An 18,906-nucleotide genomic window follows, 5' to 3' on the forward strand; every position below is an offset into this window, starting at 1 on the left:
TTCTCGTATTCTCGTACTATCTTACGTCCACCAGATGGGGGTGATAAGGATACAGGATTCCCAGAGCAAAGGCGGTGGATAACAGGATAACATAATACAATGTGAACCATAGATCCGCACGCGAGTAACCAACCTGCACATAATAGGTGCGACTTTGTCCTTCTGCGAAACCTTTTGCCTCCATCGCAATCGCCATTCGTTGCGCGCGCCTTATGCTCTGAGCGAGTAGAGGAATCGCGTACCGTTTCAATGTGCCGTATAGGTTCCAACGAGAACTACGCTGCTTCGTCCCTCGAATACGAATGGCATAGCGTAACGTCTGAAATTCATCCAGTAGAATTGGTATCATCCGCATCGCTGCAAGAAAGCTATATGCATACTTGGCTGGTAAACGCCATTGCTGCATTAACGAATAGAACAAACGAACAGGCTTGGTCGTAAGTCCAAATAACAAACCGGCTGCTGCCATGCTTAAAGAACGGAACCCCAGATGCAACCCACGATAGAAGCTTTCTTCTGTAATATGAATAAGCCCCGAACGAAACCAAGTGGTTTCTCCCTTACCAAACATCATCATCCCGGTTGAAGTAGAGATGAACACCAGGATGAAGGGCGAGGCGTACAAAAGCAGCCTGTACCACGGGTGACCTGACCAGCATAGTAATAGCAGCATGACAACCGCTACATTAGCCATAACATTCAGATTGTGTATGAGAATAACCATAATAAACATCAGTGTCAGAATAACGAGCTTGAGACCCGGGTTGACCGCATGGAGCCAAGTTTCACGGTGTGGAAACGAGATCTGCATCAATCAACCTCCCCTTATCAATCGTCCAGACATGTGTGCAATACCTCTTCACAATTTCTCGATCATGCGTGACCATAATGATTGCTGTTCCTTGGCGACGTAGACGCTCCAGTTGTGATAACATCGCAAACGTATTACGGGCATCCTGACCAAATGTTGGTTCATCCAGCAACAGAATACGTTGCTCACGTACCAGAGCGGAAGCAACGCTTAACCGCCGTTTTTGTCCCATGGATAATTGATACGGATGCCGATCCGTTAAATTCTGCAGGTTAAATTGCTCTAGCATGGCATGCGTCTGCTGATGCTGCTCTTCCGCAGAGAGCGTTCCAGACAGAAGTGAAAATTCCACTTCATCCTTGACGGAATGAGCAACAAATTGAAATTCTGGATTCTGGAATACAAATGCAATATGATCAGCCAATTTCTCCGTTTTACCAGGTAATTGCCCTTCTACGCGATAATAACCTGTTGTTTTCAATATGTTCATGAGAGCTAATAACAAGGAGCTTTTGCCAGCACCATTGGCTCCAACGACCGCGATCCAATCCCCATGCCACACCTGTGCCAGTTCAATCTCAATAAACGGCGTTTTCCCTCGCCATCCGGTGAAATGCTGTAACTCAAGCGCAGGCTCAGCTTCTGGTGTACTCATCTTCACTAGATCAGTTAGGGAGCCTGTCTTGCCGGGTTCCGTATCGGTCATCACTCGGTAATCCTCTGATGCTAATCTATTACTTGATCGATGCAACCCTTGCTCTTGTTTCTGATTTTCCCCATGTTCTTGTTCCTGCTCATCCCATACCCCTGGGTACCAAATCCCATAGTCTCGCAGCATTTCACGATGATCCGCAAAGATCTGCTCTGCACGGTCGTCCGCAACAATCTTTCCGTCTGGTGACAACACGATAATTCGATCAACTAATCCCACAATCTCATTAATTTTATGTTCAACAATAATCAGCGTTTTGTTCTGCATGATCTGCTTCACCGTATCCCACACTTGCGTAGTTCCCTCGTCATCAAGCAATGCTGTCGGTTCATCTAGAAACAGCACATCAGGTTGCATCGCCAGCATGGAGGCCATAGCTAGGCGTTGCTTCATACCCTGGGACATCGAGTGGATCAATTGGCGATTCCGTTCGAACTTTAATCCCACTTGGTTCAGGTATTGGCTAATCTGCTCAGGCATATGTTCGCGCGGTATATTCCGGTTCTCCAGCACAAAGGCAATTTCTTCATCTGTATAGGACATGCAAAACTGGGTGTCCGGATCTTGAAAAACAAACCCGGCTTGTTTCGGCACCTGAATCTCATCACATTTCATCGGAATCTCTACTGAATTCGGGATGATGCCACTCAATATTTGCAATAATGTTGACTTGCCAGAGCCACTCGGCCCAAGCAACAGTACCTTTTCCCCCTGGCGAATAGTGAGAGACAAGCCTTGAAATAACAAGGCCTGCTCTCCAGGGAACTTACATCTTAGATTGTTTACCCCTACAACCTGCGGACGCTCTTCTTCATGCATTTAGTCCAACGCCTCGTAATCCTGTTTGGATACAGGTCGGAGTGAACGTGTCACGCCTGTAAGTTCAAGTGCTTTGGCTAAATAATATGCAAACACACCAGCAATGATAATACTTCCAAGGAAGCGAAAACCGATAAACAAGGTATAATTCCATGCCGACAATGAATCGATGTAGCCATATTGGTAATCCAGTATAAGCGAAGCTGCTGCTGCACCAACTGCTGCTAGGCAGGTTACCATCAGGTTGGTAAGACGATAGCGAAATGCTGCAAAAAAGACCTCGGCACCTAATCCCTGCAGCAATCCATAGACTAGCGTAGACATGCCCCATTCACTTCCCAGAAAAGCACTTACCGTTGCTGCGGCAACCTCGGCTAAGATCGCTACACCGGGTTTGCGAATCACAACAAAAGCAAAGGTTCCTGCCATAAACCACATGCCATAGATCATCTGCTCGGCATGAATACCGAAAGGCTTCATTAAGTCATAAGTAGGCCCCCATATTTTGTAGATCACGCCAAACACAACCGCAATCACAATCGTTACCAAAATATCTGTCAGCCTCAACTTATTACTGCGCACTGCATTTCCCATGTGAACAACTTCCTTCCTTCGTGTCGTTTAGATTGATAGAACACAAAAAAAGCCTCCCCGGTTTCCAGGCAGACCTACGTATCGTCATGATGATCAGCAGTAGACAATATACCAAAAATATAACAAGTGCATTTCATTACGTGATTGGACTCACATCCGTCATTTTATTTTGCATTGGTTCTCGGTGACCCTCTTACACAGGATCAAAATTGTACATCCATAGATGATTGCAAAATAACTAGGCTTCGAAATGATACTCATTACGCTATTTTCAACGTCTTGTTCACTGTGATTCTATGTTCTCTACGCTGGCATTACCCAGATCAGATATTACGGTCAGCAGCATAAGGCCGCCCTCTCAGCCCAACTTCATTGAGCACCCGGTTCACTTATTTCATTGCCTTTAATGTACACTATATGGGTAATTGTAGCAATGCTAGCTTCATTAAATTTACAACGATATGAAACTTTTGGGATAACTATTCCGTCTGTACACTTAGAAGGGAGATTGATTATGATGAAAAATATCCACTCGGCTTGGCAGCAAAAAAAATGGAAGATGATTCTTGCCGCTTCGATTCTCACCGCAGGTACGGCACCCGCACTGCTGTCACCTCACGTCGTAGAAGCAGCTACCAACCACAAACCCACAGCGTACATTAATAACATCCCATCTTCCTATGACGTTGTCATTCGGCAAGGTGTAACCTATGTAGCACTGACCGAACTTCAATTCTTGGGCAACTATACCTTCGGCTATAACAACAAAACTAAAGAAATTAGTATCCAGACCGATCGCGACAAATACATTCTTACGCCTAACACCAAAACGATAAAGAAAAATGGGCAAACAGCGACACTTGCAGCAGCTCCTATTCTGGTCAATGGCAAAGCTATGCTTCCACTTCGAGCCATTGGTGACGCCTTTGGCGCCCAAGTTAGTTGGAATCAGGCTGCCAAGGAAGCTTACATCTATCAAACGGATGATGCCCTAGTTAAAGCCTATAAAGGCAACGATCTCGTGGCTGCGCGCGAGGCTGCAATTCATCTACCACGTTTCTCGAAGCTGGGACAACCTCGTCTGGAGCTACGTGAAGAACGTGGTGATGTGGACTCCACCACAGCCTATATATTTGAACAAGGCAAAAAGGATCGTTTCTTCATTAACGAGAACAATGACCTAATCAGTTATTATGAGGTCAAAAACGGTCAGGCATTACTGAAATGGCAAGCGAACATAGGTAACGGTTCCGGGACTCTTGGTGATCTGTTCTTCGTCAAAACGAAGCCATATGCTGAAGCTGGAACACGCCCTTCATTAGCCGGTAAAACGATCGTGTCATTCCAGTACTCACTCATGGCCGAGGAAACTTCCTATACGGTCACCAACAAAGCCGGCTCGGTAGCTGAAGGGGCGGCTGTACCACCCAAAGGAAGTATCTTTGTTAACGTACCGGATGAAAAGTAGAAGTAAGAGCCCTTATGGGCACGCATGCTATCTCATCTAGCTGAAACGATATGAAAAGGCATCCCGCGGGATGCCTTTTATCTGTACGCTGCATCAATACTGCGTATTCCCTGACTGGCTTGTCTTACCTGAAGAGAACCCTTTGAACAAAGTAGGCACCTTCGAATATCTGGTGTTCGTAATTTTTCCTTTGGTACTGCTGCTGTCGGTTCGCAAAATGGAATCCTTCACATTGGAAATGTTCGAATTATCTACATTCATGTTCACGGCATAGGATGTGCCTCCATTTTGACGAACGAGCTTGCCAATATCATCTGCTCTGAAATTTTTGATGTTAATAGTTCCGGATGCATTCATCTGAAATACTTTGTCATATGCTTTGTAGGCTGCTCCCCCCGTAATGTTTACCGTTCCTGACGATTTCAAGGTCAATGCATCCTCTCCAACATCCTTCCAGGTGACATTCTCAATGTTACAGCTACCATAACAGTGCACGCCATCAGCTGCTGGCGCTTCAATGACTACGTTCTTCAATGTAGCGCCTGCCTCAAGGCGAAAGATCGGCTTTTGATTTTCCTTTTGACTGCCATCACCAAGTGTGTTCGGATCAGCAGCGACGCTTTTCCCTTTTCCATCATACGTCTTGCCCTTCTCTACAATGATGGTTGTCTTCACGATCTCGGGAGCAGCAGAAGCAGGAATTGCACCAAATACGGAAGCGACCAGACCAACCGACAATAACACCGTTAACAACTTTTTCATCGAAAACGTCCTCCTCTATTGATATGAATTAGTAGCGCATAAGCTTACGCTTGTCTTCACGGTTCCCCAGATGTGCACCTCTGCTTGGAACGTATCCTGATCCTACCAAATCAGGAATGTAACGAGAATAATCATTAGGTGATATGTCTTGGCATTCGCCTTGGAGCCTCCTTATCAGCACATTTTGTACGCCGGCTTATCCGGGCAGTATGCTATTCTGAACTTCAAATATGCTCTATTTAGGGCAGATGAACACATGAATATTGTGCAAAAAGAGCAAAAGATCACGCCATCTGTAACCAGATAACGTGATCTCAACTTGAATATTTGTTATGTGTAACGATGCCAACTATGCGCCAAACCGCTGGCGATACCCACACTTGCGGCACAATTCTTCCACGGCTTGTCTCTTCGAGAATCCATAAAATAAGTTATTGGCTCGTTCCCCATCAACAATCTCCGAGAATGACTTCTCATGTACGTTGCCTAAGTTAATTACACCTTCGCCATCCAGGCAACACGGTACAACCGTGCCATCCACCAAAACGGCTGCCTGACTACGAAGTGCGTGACAGAAGCCTTTGCCGTCATCCTCTGGTGCATCTAAGCTTGGCCACTGGAATTCATGATCTTGATTGAGGTATACATTCGGAGCGATTTTGACACCGCTACCTGGTACGACCTTTTCTTCGATCCGAAAATCCAAGTCAAACTCCCGCTCCAATACTTCAAGCGTTTCCCGGTTTCGGTTCATCTGAGCATTCGTAAAGTTATCCTGTGTCAGGTTCCATAGTCGGAATGAAATAATAACATTATGTTTCACGGCTTCACGAACAAAGGTCAACACGTTATTCAAATATCCTTCGCGGTCTGTCGAGCCTTCATGTCCGTCGAAGCTGTGCAAGGAAAAGTTCATCTGACGTAACGCTGGCTTGCCTAGCAGCTTATGCTGTGTTTTGGGCAGTAGCGTACCATTGGTCGTGATGTTGACCTTGAACCCCTTCTCGTGTGCAGAATCCAGCAGCAGATCGATTTTGGGATGCAGTAACGGCTCACCTTTGACGTGAAGATATATGTGTTTGGTATGTGGCTTAATCTGATCCAGTATATTATTAAAGACGTCAGGGTCAATGAAATTTTTGGCACGCTTGGTCTGCGGACAGAAGCTGCACGCCAAGTTACAGATGCTTGTAATTTCGATGTAGACTTTCTTGAATGTTTTCAACTCGGATCCCCATTCTTCTCCGGAGGGAGAGCGTCCCACCTTCATTTCGTGATATAACGATAACACTTTCATTCGTGAACGATCAAAGCGTTCTTTTGGAACAACCTCTATTATATCGGGTTAGGAAGTAGGGAACAACAACGTTTCAAATCAGATTCCTGCTGCTCAGCCTAAGCAGAAATCTGGCACATCCCTTCTTTACATCTGACTTGCATGTGATATATGCTGGAGCTATAAATACCTGTTCAAAAAGTACTAAAACTGAATATAGCAATGCACTGGGGGAGCCTAACGGCTGAGACGAATTAACTTTCGGACCCTTTGAACCTGATCTGGATCATACCAGCGGAGGGAAGTGGAGCGGCCTTTCAATAAACATCATGCGTTTCATCATACAGAATATGAATGATGAAAACCAATTGCGAATTGATCTTCAGCCCCACTCATTTCTCCGGAAATGGGCGGGGCTTTTTGCATTCTTAAAGACAGACAACATGCACTGAAATCAGGTCAAAATGTAGTCAAGATCCGGCTCCCAGCCTAGATGTACATACAAGGAGGAAAACAGATGTCTTACTTGGAACGTATACGCACTCAAAATCCGTTAGTGCACAATATCACCAACATTGTGGTAGCTCCCTTTGTAGCCAATGGCTTGCTTGCACTTGGAGCATCACCTTTTATGGCTTATGCACACGAGGAGGTTGCCGATGTTGCGAAAATGTCCGGCGCGGTCGTCCTCAACATTGGCACACTTAATAAAGATGTTGTGCAGTCCATCCTGCTCGCTGGTATATCTGCCAACGCCCATCAAGTCCCTGTCGTGCTTGATCCTGTTGGCGCTGGTGCCACATCCTATCGCTCCGAGCAGGTTCAGATGCTCGTTCGTGAGCTACGTCTCACGATCTTGCGTGGCAATGTGGCAGAAGTCGCCAATGTTATTGGTGAGCACTGGAATAGCAAAGGTGTAGATGCTGGACAAGGTGAAGGAGATCGAATCGGAATAGCTGAGCGTGCAGCTCAAAAGTTAAACTGTATCGTTGTGATCACGGGTCGCGAAGATGTCATTACGAATGGACATCTGACCTATCTCGTGAGCAACGGCCACGTCCTCTTAACTCAAGTTACCGGTGCGGGATGTCTGCTCAGTGCTGTAATTGGCGCATTTGCAGCTGTGGCGACTGATAACAAGGAGCGTCTGGATAGCGTTGTAGAAGCTCTCGCCTTCTACGGCGTTGCTGCTGAGTTTGCTGCAGATCGTACGGAAAGCCAGGGCCCTGGCAGTTTCCAGATCGAGCTATTGAACCAACTTGACCTAGTATCCCCGTCGGTATTGCAACAACGTGCTCTTATTCGCCACATCCATGGAGGTGAAGATAGACCATGCGTATAGCTCAGGCTCTAACAATCGCTGGATCGGACAATGGCGGCGGTGCTGGAATTCAAGCCGATCTCAAAACTTTTCAAGAACTTGATGTATACGGTATGACCGTCATTACTGCCATTGCGGCACAGAATACAACAGGAGTTCAAGGTGTATTTCCGATTTCGTATGAAGGCATAGCCCAACAGCTCGATTCGACCGGAGACGACTTCAAGCCAAATGCGGTGAAAACAGGCATGCTCTACAGTACGGAAATTATTCAATTGGTTGCCGAGAAATGGCGCCATTATGAATGGTCTAATCTGGTCATTGATCCCGTTATGGTAGCCAAGGGCGGCGCTCCGCTACTTCAGCAGCAGGCTATTCAGACACTGATTACGGAGCTCATCCCGCATGCACAGATCACCACGCCAAACATTCCTGAAGCTGAACTGCTGACAGGCATGTCCATTCGAAGTTTAAGTGAACGGGAAGAGGCAGCCCGGCGCCTTGTGCAGATGGGTTCTACGTATGCCTTGATCAAAGGCGGCCATGATACGGGCGGCATGATTGTAGATGTACTCTATGATGGGCAGTCCTTCCACTATCTGGAGAACATTCGAATTGTGACCCCTCATACTCACGGAACAGGCTGTACGTATTCTGCCGCCATTACGGCTGAACTGGCGAAAGGTTCGTCCGTTCTGGCTGCCGTCACGACTGCGAGAGCATTCATTCAGGCAGCCATTGAGGATGAGCTCGGTATTGGCGCTGGACATGGACCGACGAATCATTTTGCGTATCAGCGCAGGCAACGAGGTGAGAAGTGATGCATGAGCTGAATGCAGAAGCGGTGCGACGCGCAATGCAGGTGTATTTGGTGATGGGCAGCGTGAATACCACGCAAGACCCTGTGGAGGTGTTGCGCCAGGCGATTGCTGGCGGCATTACGTTGTTCCAGTTCCGGGAAAAAGGAACTGGTGCCCTGGTTGGCGAAGCCCGCCTAGCTCTGGCATGGCGGCTTCGCGAGGTGTGCAGCCAGCACGGAATACCGTTCATCGTGAACGATGATGTGGAGCTGGCTGTAGCTGTGGAGGCCGACGGTGTACATGTCGGCCAAGACGATGCGGACGCGGCACTTGTACGCGCCCGTATTGGAGCTGGGCGGATGCTTGGCGTATCCGCCCACTCCGTGGAGGAAGCCCGCCGTGCGATGCAGGCGGGTGCCGACTATCTTGGCGTCGGGCCAATGTACCCGACGCGCTCCAAAGCGGATGCCCATGCTGTGCTGGGCCCCGCAGGGGTTGCGGAACTGCGCGCCGCAGGCATCGCAGTTCCGGTGGTGGGTATCGGCGGCATTACGCCCGATACCACGGCCGCCGTGATGGCGGCTGGAGCCGACGGCGTAGCCGTCATCTCCGCCATTGCGGGCGCGGCCGACGTGCGCGCAGCGGCTGCGCGGTTCGCTGCGGCGGTGCTTGGGATGCTGGCGTAGCCATGCATCCCTGCACCGCGGCAACCCCGCCGGGGCGCAGGGGTTATGCGCTGAGCCTGTCCGTCGCGTCTACATCATTTAGCTTTATTGCATAGGGTTTATGCGCTGAGCCCATGCCTCGCATCTACATCCTTTAGCTTTATTGCATTATGAATCATGGATTAAGCATTACACATTATGAACTACGTAACTTTTACACACATTAACCTCCGACACAGCTCTAGATATACCCCAGAAAACTCCGCATTGAATTCACGCTTGAATTCAAAGACTTCATTTGCATCAATATCAGCAAGATTGTCTATACCTATAATGTTGAAGTAACCTCATTCATGTTCATAAACCGTCTGTGAATGGTTTGGGTTTGTCTACGAGTAACTTTTGGTCATAGTTCGTAATCATTGATTAGTATGGCGTAACGATTCACAATCTATATACAAAATATGATGCAGCTGTCGAATTGATATCCTGTATGCTTCTTGTTTTCTTCTTGCTCTCTTCTTGTTTGCTCCCTCTCGGTTTCCTATCATTCACTTCGGTTTCTCCTTCCTACTGTGCTTCTCCTTAAAATTTAGTTTAGGTGCTACATTCAAATATGACAGGGTTGACTCTCACGTAACGTGACACTGTACAATCGGTGATGTAAGGAGGTTGGAATCATGGCCATGAAGGTAAAAGAAGTCGCTAAGCTCGCCTCGATCAGTGTGCGCACACTGCATCACTATGATGAGATTGGTTTGTTAACACCGGATGAAGTCACTTCAGCAGGGTATCGACTATATTCAGATGCCAATCTAGACATGCTGCAACAGATTTTATTTTTCAAAGAACTCGACTTCTCACTGAAAGATATCAAAGACATTATAAATAGCCCTTCCTTCAATCGGGAGGAAGCACTTCAGATGCACCGCCAGATCCTTATGGAGAAAAGAGAACGATTAGACCGTATGATTGCCACCATTGATAAAAGTGTTCTGCATATGAGAGGAGACATCGATATGACGACGAAGGAACAATTTGAAGGTTTTAACTTCAAGGAGAACCCATACGAACAGGAAGCGCGTCAGCGCTGGGGGAATAAAGCGGTAGACCAGGCGAATGAAAAGTTACAACGCTCATCACCCAACGAACAAAAGGCAATGTCAGATCAGATGAATAGCATCTTTACTCATTTGGCAACGCTTCGTGACACTTCACCCGGATCGGATGAATCCCAGATGGTCATTGCGGAGTGGTACACCTATCTGAACCAGATGGGGCATTATTCACCTGAGGCTTTTCGAGGATTAGGTCAGATGTATGTGGATGATGAACGCTTCACTCGTAACATTGACCAATTTGGCGAAGGATTAGCTGCGTTTATGAAAGAAGCCATGGCGATCTTTGCGGATCAGCAGCAAGCAGACTAGATACAGCCCGCCGCAGAGCATTTTCAGACACGCCCTAGACTCGGGTTCCCTCTATGATTCACACACGCTAGATCCAAACCCTATTCACAGGGTAAAATATCATCACCAAAAAAGGGACGCACGCCTTCTGGCGTTACGTCCCTTCATGCTTATTTCTCAGCCGCAATGTGAAGGAGCCTCTCGGCACATTCACTCTGAGATTTTTTGGAATGAAGAATATAGGTTACTTCCCTACCTCAACTGATTATGCTCTCGGAGCGTGGTCTGTGGATGAGGCTTCGGTTGCCATACTGGTTTTTGCCATTCGGCCAGGAATCTGCCATGCGGATACGATCGCAAGACCAATAAACAACAGATCCATCGGTTCACCGAAATAGTCCGAGAACGTTTCGATAAACGCATTAACGATCTCGCCGTCAAATACCAATTGCATAAAACTCTCATCAAACATCTCGGATGCAAAATAAACCACCGTCAAGTATTTCCCTAGTACAATGCCGACAAGCGCAAAAATGACCGCAATCACTTTATGTACTGTTGCAATGCGTTTGTTGGACAACAACACGACAGCATAACCTGTCAGTGCACCAATGAGAATTGCAATTAAACCTACCTCATATTCAGTCATTGCTGCGACTGCAGCCCATATGGCACCACCCACAATTGCCGCAATTAACCCGCCGATAATCGGCATCCCAATCTTGATTCCTTGCTTTTCTTCCACGATGTCTTTCCCTCCTGAGTCATGCTTAGGCTTATTTCCCAAAATTCACCTAACTAATAAAACCACATTTCATTTGTTAATTCAACCATTTTCTACGATGATGAAGTTGTAAGCGATATCCAAGCTGGCTCAGTGGTGCGCCTTTCATGACCCGCGTAAAATTGGACAATTCCCTGTAGAATACCGTCAAATCTCAGCCAAACAAACGTAAACAAACACAAAAAAAACTCCCCACTATTCAACATGACATAAGGAGAGTCCATTTCCATTCTATTTATCTTAACGCTGTGCTTCCTTCGCTGGTGTAATCACAGCCGCAATCTGTGCCAGAATTGCATCAACCGATGCCGAATCATGCACATCATATTCATCAATGTTCAAGCGCAGTACCGGACAAGCTGTGAATTGATCGATCCATACGGAGTAGCGCTCATGCATATGCTCCCAATACGAGCGGTCTGTCTGAATCTCCATCTCACGTCCACGTTCGGTAATCCGGTTCAGAATGGATGGCAAGCTGCCTTCCAGGTAGATCAGTACATCCGGATGCGGGAAATATGGCGTCATAACCATAGCTTCGAACAAGCTGCTGTAGGTTTCAAAATCCGTTGCAGACATTGTACCTTGATCCGCATGCATCTGTGCAAAGATCCCCGTATCTTCATAGATCGAACGATCCTGTACGAATCCTCCACCCATTTCAAAAATTTTCTTCTGCTCCTTAAAACGTTCTGCCAAGAAGTAGATCTGCAGATGGAAGCTCCACCGTTCAAAATCATGATAAAACTTCTCTAGATACGGATTATGATCTACCTGTTCCAGAGAGGTTTTGAAATTCAAACGCTCCGCAAGCGCTGCTGTCAGTGTGGATTTACCCACACCAACGGTACCTGCGACGGTAATTAATGCATTGGTCGGAATGCCATAGTTATTCATGTGATATACTCCTTTACCTGGTTAACGATCTGCTTAAAATGTTCTGGATGCTCTACAAAATCGAGTGCTTCTGCATCCACTTTAATAATAATCGGAGGATTAGGGCTGTCTGCTAAATAGGCCATGCCTGTTTTGTAATCAGCAATAAGCTGTTCCATATACGCAGGATCCATGTCCTGCTCGAAGGATCTGCCTCGCTTGTTGATCCGATACATCAAGGTATCAAGCTCTGCTTCAATGTACAGCACCAAGTTAGGTTTCGGCAGGTCATCGGTTAACAGATGATAAATTTGACGGTACTTGTCCCGCTTCGTGCCTTTCAAGGTGCGTTCGGCAAAAATCATATTTTTGTAGATATGATAATCCGAAATGACGGGTGTATGCTGCTGCACATAGTGAGCGCCGGTATCTTCCAATTGCTTAAATCGATTACATAGAAAAAACATCTCAAGCTGGAAGCTCCACTCATCTATATCCTGATAGAAGGAAGCCAGAAATGGATTCTCTTCTACGATCTCCTTCACTAGCGGAAGATTCAACTCCTGAGAAAGCATCGTTGCGAGCGTTGTTTTCCCAGCACCAATTGGACCCTCCACAGCAATAAACGGGGCTGATTTCATCGTGTTCCTGTTCCTCCTCGTGCTTATGCGTGTTTCCGTTTCTCTATAGACCTCACCTATTGTATCACAGCTTCGTAGCGTCGAAGGCCAGTATTTTATGTATAAATTGAATATTGTGCGTATTCACGTAACAGAGCTAAACATTCATCGGATGAAAGACCCTTATACCCACTTTTGGAACTATAAGTCGAAAGTTATATATTCAAATGATTTTATAAATGGTAAAATAACCCTCTTACTATTATTATTATATTTTAATCCACATACAAGACTACCGAGCCTGTATATTACTACATATCATCATGCTCTAAGGAGAGATTAGATACATGATTCACCAATTCATGAAAACAACACGTTCACTTCCACGAACGATAACGATCGCCGCTGCCCTGACCCTTACGCTTACTGGTTGCGCCACCCAAGCCAGCACCTCCAGCCCAGCACCTGTAGCTACGGACACAGCAACAAAGACCGAAGAACAGAATCATGTTCTATCTTCAGCACAGAATGAAGTCGAAATCACTGTCCCACTTGATTGGAATACTTTTCCGCAACCAGGATCACCTATTTTATTGTCTGCCATGGAAAAAAACGGCGAGGGCATCCTTATGATTCAACGAGATAACCGAGAAGATCGAACAGAATCATCTCTTGAGGAAATTGTGGAAAACTGGGATGATGAGTTCTCCTCCGCTGATGGTGGTACATATGAATCGAAACGAACAGGAAGTATGACCATTGATTCAGCAGAAGCCTACCTTACCGAAGGAACAATGGCATTGCCTGTAATGACAGGGAATTTTCTCAGTGCTTCACTAGAGAAGGAAAATCACTACTACCATCTTTACTTCATCCGCCAGCGTGAATTGAACGATAACGATCGGGAATTCTTCAAACAGCTTGCCCAATCTATGCGAATTCTGAACGATCAGCCTGCTGTTGTTGAAACCGAACCGACTTCTGGTTCTACCAAAGTTATTAAATCAGAGGATGGGAAGACCTCAATGCGTATCCCTTCAGATTGGTTTAGTGAAATGAAAAGGGAGGTTGATAACGATCTAGATGCAACTTCTCTAAACGGTGATTTTATGATGCATTTGAAACATCTGAAGTCTGAGTTCGACCCTGGAACAACACTGGATGAGTATTTTGATGCTTATATGGAATACGAGATGGAATTTCTTAGGGATGTCACGGAGTCAGATCGGTTGGCTATAGAGATTGATGGCAGACCAGGTATACAGCTTGAACTTCATGCTACTGTGGACAAAGCAAAGCTCGGCTACTTATTTACGATTCTTGAATATCCAGATCACTTTGCGGTCATTAGTTTCGCTACTACGAGCGATCGATATGACCAAACGAAGGAAGCGTACATGGAATATACGGAGAGCTACCACGAGGAACAGTAAATAGAGTAAGTGTAAACAGAGAAGTTTCACTTGCATATTTGCTTTAAAATCAAAGTGAAGTACTCCCTCTTTAAACTTTATAGCGTTTATCAGTTTCGTACACGAACCTTAAAATAACCTTCTTGCTGATGACCTGACTTCAGGCTCTGTAAGAAGGTTATTTTGTTTTATATCAGGATTTATCAAGTACGATGATTACAGCAGCGATACAAGCGGTTGCCCATTCGGAGAAATTCTATTACCTTGCAGGCTCTACATATGTACGCGTATAGATTTGATAATCGCTCTTCACCCGGTCAAATCGGCTCTCTGTGGTGTAGAACACGATTTCCACAAAGTGATCCCGGGACTCCAGAATAGTGCATAACTCAACGATTTGGCGTTGATTATCCACGTAATGTCCTTCCAGCTGTATGCCTTTTAGACCGTTAATCTCAACAGGGATCATCTCTGGTATGGGAGTATCCTTACCATCCGCGTAGACTTCGGCGACGTATCGTCCGTATTCCTCCAATGTTAGGACTGAATCGAACTCATCCTTGGATGCAAGGTAAACCGACAACTGCTCATTATTCTCAGCCAAAGATACATCCAGCACTGATTCCGACAGATCAAATTCATGAACCTGCCAGTTGGAAGGTGTGCTAATCTGGAACTGTGCGTATTTACCTTGATGGGCAACCAATTCTGCCGAAGATGTGCTATAGTCCGTTGGCTGGTCATTCAAAATATTAAAATGCTTAGCCACTTGTTGTTCAAAAAACTCCTGATCTGCTGCCGTAAATTGGTACATCTTCGTGTATGTAATGATATAGAAATGCTGGTCTGTCTCTAGAAATGCGGTAATGTGTCCGTATTGATGTTTGCCATATTTCGTGCGCCCTTCTTTTACATAAGCTTCTTGTTGGTCAATTATCAACTGACTTGTTCTAATCACCTCATAACTTGTATCTACCGACTCTTGTGCTGCATTTATGTTTTCCTGATGCCGAACCATATAATCCGTCAATGACATCTTTGGAATATAGTCTTCACGGTTCACTCGGTCAATTCGAAGTGATTTCGTTTGATCCTTTGTAGCTAATTTTAAAAGGGACGGGCTGATTTCTTCCGTGACAACTTCCCATTCGGAGGGGAGGCTGACTGATAGTTCTTTCTGCTGAGGATAGAACGTTACGAGCTTTTCCACAGCATCCCTCGAAGAAACGATGGACTCAGAGTTGATCGTGGGCTCAGATACATCGAACGGTGTAGAAGGTATACCGCATCCAGTAAGTGTAGCCATCGCGGACAAACTCAGTATAGTAGTACATACAATGCCTTTGGTAACATGCTTAGCCAATGGTAAAGACTCCTTTGATAAAATAATGAGAATAATACACTCTGTAAATAAGAGGTTTATTTTACCATTTATATCGGCAATTTGGATGGAATAATAAAGGGGGATATAAGTAAAAAAGAGACCTGCCCTTGTCTTAAGGTCAGATCTCTTCATCATGAGCACCTCTCGCTTCGCCATTCCCCATTTACTGGGACTTGTCATCTGAGGTTTCGTTATCATCCTTTTTCTTCGTACCCTTACTCTTATAGGGTTTCGGTGCACTTTTGGCACGATTGGCACTCGCTTGCCAGCGATTCCAGCCTTTTTTGCCTGTACCGCGGCCTGTTCCGCCACCTTTAGATTTACTCATCGTATCACTCCAATAATCCTGTATATGCTTAAAAATGACCATCCTAGATAACGTTCATCGTGACCCAGCCCAATTACTCACTTCCAGCATATATTATTATACCAAAATATCACTTCAAATATCGTTAATCGTTACATTTCGGCTTTCAATTGTCCAGCCTGTTTGCCTCCTCGAAGCACCCACATCGATAATAGGAAACAAATCCCCAGTACAATGGAAGCAGAAACGTACGGATAGTTAATATTCACATCAAATAATGCCCCAGCAACAATTGGCCCTGCAATATTGCCTAGACTTGTGTACGCTGAATTCAATCCCGCCACAAAGCCTTGCTGCTCCTCCGCTAATTTCGACATTTGTGTACTGATTGCCGGGCGTAAGATATCCATTCCGAGGAACACAATAAAGGTAACGACCAGAATCAACCAATACGTATGCACGAATAAGGTCAGCATGACAAACAACGCTACAAAGAAGAGACATACCGAAATGACCTTTTTCTCCCCAAACCGGTTCAGTAACCAGCCAATGAGAGCAACCTGCACGACAGCCCCTGCAATGGAGCCAAATGTAATGATGAACGCAATATCTTGTGTTGTAAATCCAAATTTTTGATATACAAACAGCGAAAATACCGTCTCATAGTTTGCAAGTCCAAATGCCATCACGAATACGATAATCAAGCTGAAAAAGTAAGGCGCTTGATACGATCGTAGCAATTGGGATGCCAAACTCTGCGTTTTAACCTTCGCTTGGGCTGCTCCCACATCAGGTTTATTTGTTGCCGGACTACGTGTCGACTCTGGCAAAATAGCCAGTGTGATGATTGCAGCTAACAAACCGGCAACACCTGCAGCATAGAACGGAATCCGAATACCGAACTCAGCCAGATAACCACCGATACCTGGTCCAATGATGAACCCGGTGGAGATTGCAGCATTGATTAATCCCATTCCTCGGCCGCGTTCTTCCTCTGTCGTAATATCTGCGGTATAGGCCATAACTGCCGGAAAGATCAACGCCGCGCCAATTCCACCAAGCATACGTGCAGCGAAGAGCAGCACAGGTGCATTAACCGCACCAAACATAAATTCGGATACAGCAAAAATTAACATGCCGACGACGATAATCCTTTTACGCCCCAAAGCATCGGACCAACGACCCGCAACCGGGGAGAATAGAAACTGTGTGAAGGAAAATGCCGCTACCAGCAGCCCCACCGTGAATCCGGTGATATGCAGTAGCTCCATGTACGCAGGCATAATGGGCACAACAAGACCTATACCTGTAAAGACGAGAAAAATATTAACCATTAATAGTAGTAATGCGCCCCTATTGCGCGTTAGTAAAGCCATGATTGCATCCTCCGTAGTTGTCAAAATGTTGCCTTCTCATATACTCCGCTCAAGTGGCAACCTGAGTTCAATCCTTATCTTTTGCAATGCCGTGCAAGAATACACTTGCCGCGTGACGATATAAGGCAAGAGCCTGTTCTGGCTCCATGCTGCGCGACATGTGGCTCAATCCGATTATGGTACTTTCTAATATAAGCGCGAGGTGATCTACATTGTCTGTCTTGAACTCTCCGTTATCGATCCCCTCTTGTACCAGTTGCCGGTTAAATTGAATATGCCGCTCAAACATCGATGAGATGCGTTCTTCGATATCGTTCTCTTTCTTCTCCTTGGTGAAAAATTCATCGGCTGCCTTGGTCAGTGGGTGATTCATCTCATCCAGGACAAGCTGTTCAGCTAAACCGTAAATTTTCTCGGTAGAGGTGCGATAGAGATGTTCTTTGGCTGTCCAATTCTCTTCCCATTCCCGATCCCATTCATCAATCAAGTATAGAAAGAGACCCTCTTTACTTTTGAAATGGTAATAAATATTGCCCTTGCTGCTCCCTGTTGCCGCCACGATATCTTCAATGGATGTTGCCTTATAGCCTTTTTGTACAAAAAGAGCTCTAGAGGCATCCGCTAGTTTCTTCTTCGTCTGCTCTGTTTGAAGTTGCTTTTTGTTCATTCTTTCACTCCATTTCTTACATACTGCTTGCATACTGAACATTCGTTCTATATTTTAACGGATGAATGTTGAATAAGCAATATCTAGCCAGCTTGTTTTCATGACAAAAATTACATACCAAGTTGGCCTCTTCGCAATCCTTCCTTTTTCCCAGCACTAACGACAGTGAGATGTACAACAAAGAAGGTGCCGGACGGCACCTTCTTAGCTACTGTTATTTACTTACTTCATACCATTTATTGTTGTCCTGCACGTACCCGAATATTCCCGAGTTCATTGGCATTGATGGCAAATGCATTTCCGCCTTGCCCCACCGAAGCCTTCGCCGATTGTCTCGCATTAAACTTCAGACGACTTTTGTCTACCTCTACCCGATTGACGTGTTTAGCATGTTTTGGCTTCTTAGCCATACCGATCCGCCTCCCCTTTCCTATTATTCTTCTCTGCAGAAATAGAACTTCATGGACATTTCACGATTATTGATTCATTAATTACGTCAGGAGACTAACGTTTACGCGAGGATCGGCGTCCCTTCTTCTTCTCCTTTATAATCTGAACGTTAACAGCATTACTCGCGAGCACATTCCCCGACTCCGCATAACCTTTGGCGGTTTGGTGAATCTGAATAACAATATACTGATTCTTCCCGACACGATACCGGTAACTTTTCACGTTGGAACGGTTCATATCCATCTCCCCTGAACATCGTTGTGGGTCATGCATGTTCTATGTTATTCATGTCCATATTCAAGGGGCTGTGTGAATGCTGTATTTATAGTGGATTCCCAAAAAAATAACCTTCCTATTTTAATAGGAAGGCTATCTCAATTTTCATATATACAA

At 45.6% G+C, this 18,906-nt stretch carries 20 protein-coding genes and 1 riboswitch; of the genes, 6 read left to right on the forward strand and 14 right to left on the reverse strand.

Annotation, left to right across the window (positions count from 1 at the left end; all coding sequences use genetic code 11):
• Positions 1–16: 16 nt before the first annotated feature.
• The 3 genes from J2T19_RS21060 to J2T19_RS21070 are packed head-to-tail and all read right to left on the reverse strand — an operon-like array spanning position 17 to position 2,936.
• Positions 17–811, reverse strand: coding sequence for an energy-coupling factor transporter transmembrane component T family protein (locus J2T19_RS21060; protein WP_307219236.1), 795 nt, complete (start codon positions 809–811; stop codon positions 17–19).
• Positions 786–2,342: an ABC transporter ATP-binding protein gene (locus J2T19_RS21065; RefSeq protein WP_307219238.1), complete on the reverse strand. Its 1,557-nt coding sequence runs from the start codon at positions 2,340–2,342 to the stop codon at positions 786–788. Before J2T19_RS21065 ends, J2T19_RS21060 begins: the two co-directional genes overlap by 26 nt.
• A complete protein-coding gene (locus tag J2T19_RS21070) occupies positions 2,343–2,936 on the reverse strand; it encodes an ECF transporter S component (RefSeq protein WP_307219239.1) in 594 nt (197 codons plus the stop codon).
• 517 nt (positions 2,937–3,453) lie between these two features.
• Here J2T19_RS21070 and J2T19_RS21075 point away from each other — a divergent pair.
• A complete protein-coding gene (locus tag J2T19_RS21075; protein WP_307219241.1) occupies positions 3,454–4,404 on the forward strand; it encodes a copper amine oxidase N-terminal domain-containing protein in 951 nt (316 codons plus the stop codon).
• 93 nt (positions 4,405–4,497) lie between these two features.
• On the opposite strand, the gene J2T19_RS21080 is transcribed toward J2T19_RS21075, so the two are convergent.
• Both J2T19_RS21080 and J2T19_RS21085 read right to left on the reverse strand, forming a co-directional pair.
• Complete coding sequence (locus J2T19_RS21080; RefSeq protein ID WP_307219243.1) at positions 4,498–5,166, reverse strand: pectate lyase; 669 nt, start codon at positions 5,164–5,166, stop codon at positions 4,498–4,500.
• Between the two features lie 349 nt (positions 5,167–5,515).
• Positions 5,516–6,391 (reverse strand): radical SAM/SPASM domain-containing protein, encoded by an 876-nt coding sequence (locus J2T19_RS21085; protein ID WP_186381067.1) that lies wholly within the window; start codon positions 6,389–6,391, stop codon positions 5,516–5,518.
• Positions 6,392–6,661: 270 nt separating this feature from the next.
• Positions 6,662–6,762: riboswitch (TPP riboswitch) on the forward strand.
• A 197-nt stretch (positions 6,763–6,959) separates the two neighbouring features.
• Here J2T19_RS21085 and thiM point away from each other — a divergent pair.
• The 4 genes from thiM to J2T19_RS21105 all read left to right on the forward strand — a co-directional run bounded on the left by thiM (position 6,960) and on the right by J2T19_RS21105 (position 10,658).
• Positions 6,960–7,784: a hydroxyethylthiazole kinase gene (gene thiM, locus J2T19_RS21090; protein WP_307219245.1), complete on the forward strand. Its 825-nt coding sequence runs from the start codon at positions 6,960–6,962 to the stop codon at positions 7,782–7,784.
• Positions 7,775–8,584, forward strand: coding sequence for a bifunctional hydroxymethylpyrimidine kinase/phosphomethylpyrimidine kinase (gene thiD, locus J2T19_RS21095; RefSeq protein ID WP_307219247.1), 810 nt, complete (start codon positions 7,775–7,777; stop codon positions 8,582–8,584). Before thiM ends, thiD begins: the two co-directional genes overlap by 10 nt.
• On the forward strand, positions 8,584–9,249 hold the full coding sequence (gene thiE, locus J2T19_RS21100; RefSeq protein WP_307219249.1) for a thiamine phosphate synthase: 666 nt from the start codon (positions 8,584–8,586) through the stop codon (positions 9,247–9,249). The genes thiD and thiE overlap by 1 nt, the downstream gene beginning before the upstream one ends.
• A gap of 659 nt (positions 9,250–9,908) precedes the next feature.
• Positions 9,909–10,658: a MerR family transcriptional regulator gene (locus J2T19_RS21105; protein WP_307219251.1), complete on the forward strand. Its 750-nt coding sequence runs from the start codon at positions 9,909–9,911 to the stop codon at positions 10,656–10,658.
• Positions 10,659–10,902: 244 nt separating this feature from the next.
• On the opposite strand, the gene J2T19_RS21110 is transcribed toward J2T19_RS21105, so the two are convergent.
• The 3 genes from J2T19_RS21110 to J2T19_RS21120 all read right to left on the reverse strand — a co-directional run bounded on the left by J2T19_RS21110 (position 10,903) and on the right by J2T19_RS21120 (position 12,938).
• On the reverse strand, positions 10,903–11,382 hold the full coding sequence (locus J2T19_RS21110; protein WP_307219253.1) for a hypothetical protein: 480 nt from the start codon (positions 11,380–11,382) through the stop codon (positions 10,903–10,905).
• A 279-nt stretch (positions 11,383–11,661) separates the two neighbouring features.
• Positions 11,662–12,318 carry a deoxynucleoside kinase gene (locus J2T19_RS21115; protein WP_307219255.1) on the reverse strand — a complete coding sequence of 219 codons (657 nt, stop codon included), beginning with the start codon at positions 12,316–12,318 and terminating at the stop codon, positions 11,662–11,664.
• Positions 12,315–12,938: a deoxynucleoside kinase gene (locus J2T19_RS21120; protein WP_307219257.1), complete on the reverse strand. Its 624-nt coding sequence runs from the start codon at positions 12,936–12,938 to the stop codon at positions 12,315–12,317. The genes J2T19_RS21115 and J2T19_RS21120 overlap by 4 nt, the downstream gene beginning before the upstream one ends.
• A 326-nt stretch (positions 12,939–13,264) precedes the next feature.
• Between J2T19_RS21120 and J2T19_RS21125 the strand changes: the two genes are divergently transcribed.
• The gene (locus J2T19_RS21125; protein WP_307219259.1) at positions 13,265–14,350 is read left to right on the forward strand and encodes a hypothetical protein; all 1,086 of its coding nucleotides are present in this window, start codon (positions 13,265–13,267) and stop codon (positions 14,348–14,350) included.
• Positions 14,351–14,588: 238 nt separating this feature from the next.
• On the opposite strand, the gene J2T19_RS21130 is transcribed toward J2T19_RS21125, so the two are convergent.
• The 6 genes from J2T19_RS21130 to J2T19_RS21155 form a co-directional block, all read right to left on the reverse strand.
• Complete coding sequence (locus tag J2T19_RS21130; RefSeq protein ID WP_307219261.1) at positions 14,589–15,692, reverse strand: PsbP-related protein; 1,104 nt, start codon at positions 15,690–15,692, stop codon at positions 14,589–14,591.
• Between the two features lie 184 nt (positions 15,693–15,876).
• Positions 15,877–16,041 (reverse strand): DUF3934 family protein, encoded by a 165-nt coding sequence (locus J2T19_RS21135; protein ID WP_082560289.1) that lies wholly within the window; start codon positions 16,039–16,041, stop codon positions 15,877–15,879.
• Between the two features lie 131 nt (positions 16,042–16,172).
• Positions 16,173–17,396, reverse strand: a complete 1,224-nt coding sequence (locus J2T19_RS21140; protein WP_307219263.1) for an MFS transporter — start codon at positions 17,394–17,396, stop codon at positions 16,173–16,175.
• A 67-nt stretch (positions 17,397–17,463) separates the two neighbouring features.
• On the reverse strand, positions 17,464–18,063 hold the full coding sequence (locus J2T19_RS21145; RefSeq protein ID WP_307219265.1) for a TetR/AcrR family transcriptional regulator: 600 nt from the start codon (positions 18,061–18,063) through the stop codon (positions 17,464–17,466).
• 236 nt (positions 18,064–18,299) lie between these two features.
• Positions 18,300–18,473, reverse strand: coding sequence for a hypothetical protein (locus J2T19_RS21150; RefSeq protein WP_156395345.1), 174 nt, complete (start codon positions 18,471–18,473; stop codon positions 18,300–18,302).
• Positions 18,474–18,567: 94 nt separating this feature from the next.
• Complete coding sequence (locus tag J2T19_RS21155; protein WP_239290674.1) at positions 18,568–18,750, reverse strand: hypothetical protein; 183 nt, start codon at positions 18,748–18,750, stop codon at positions 18,568–18,570.
• Positions 18,751–18,906: the final 156 nt, after the last annotated feature.

Origin of the sequence: Paenibacillus tundrae, from assembly GCF_030812775.1 — a bacterium.
In the GTDB taxonomy this organism is placed as follows: Bacteria; Bacillota; Bacilli; order Paenibacillales; family Paenibacillaceae; genus Paenibacillus; species Paenibacillus tundrae_A.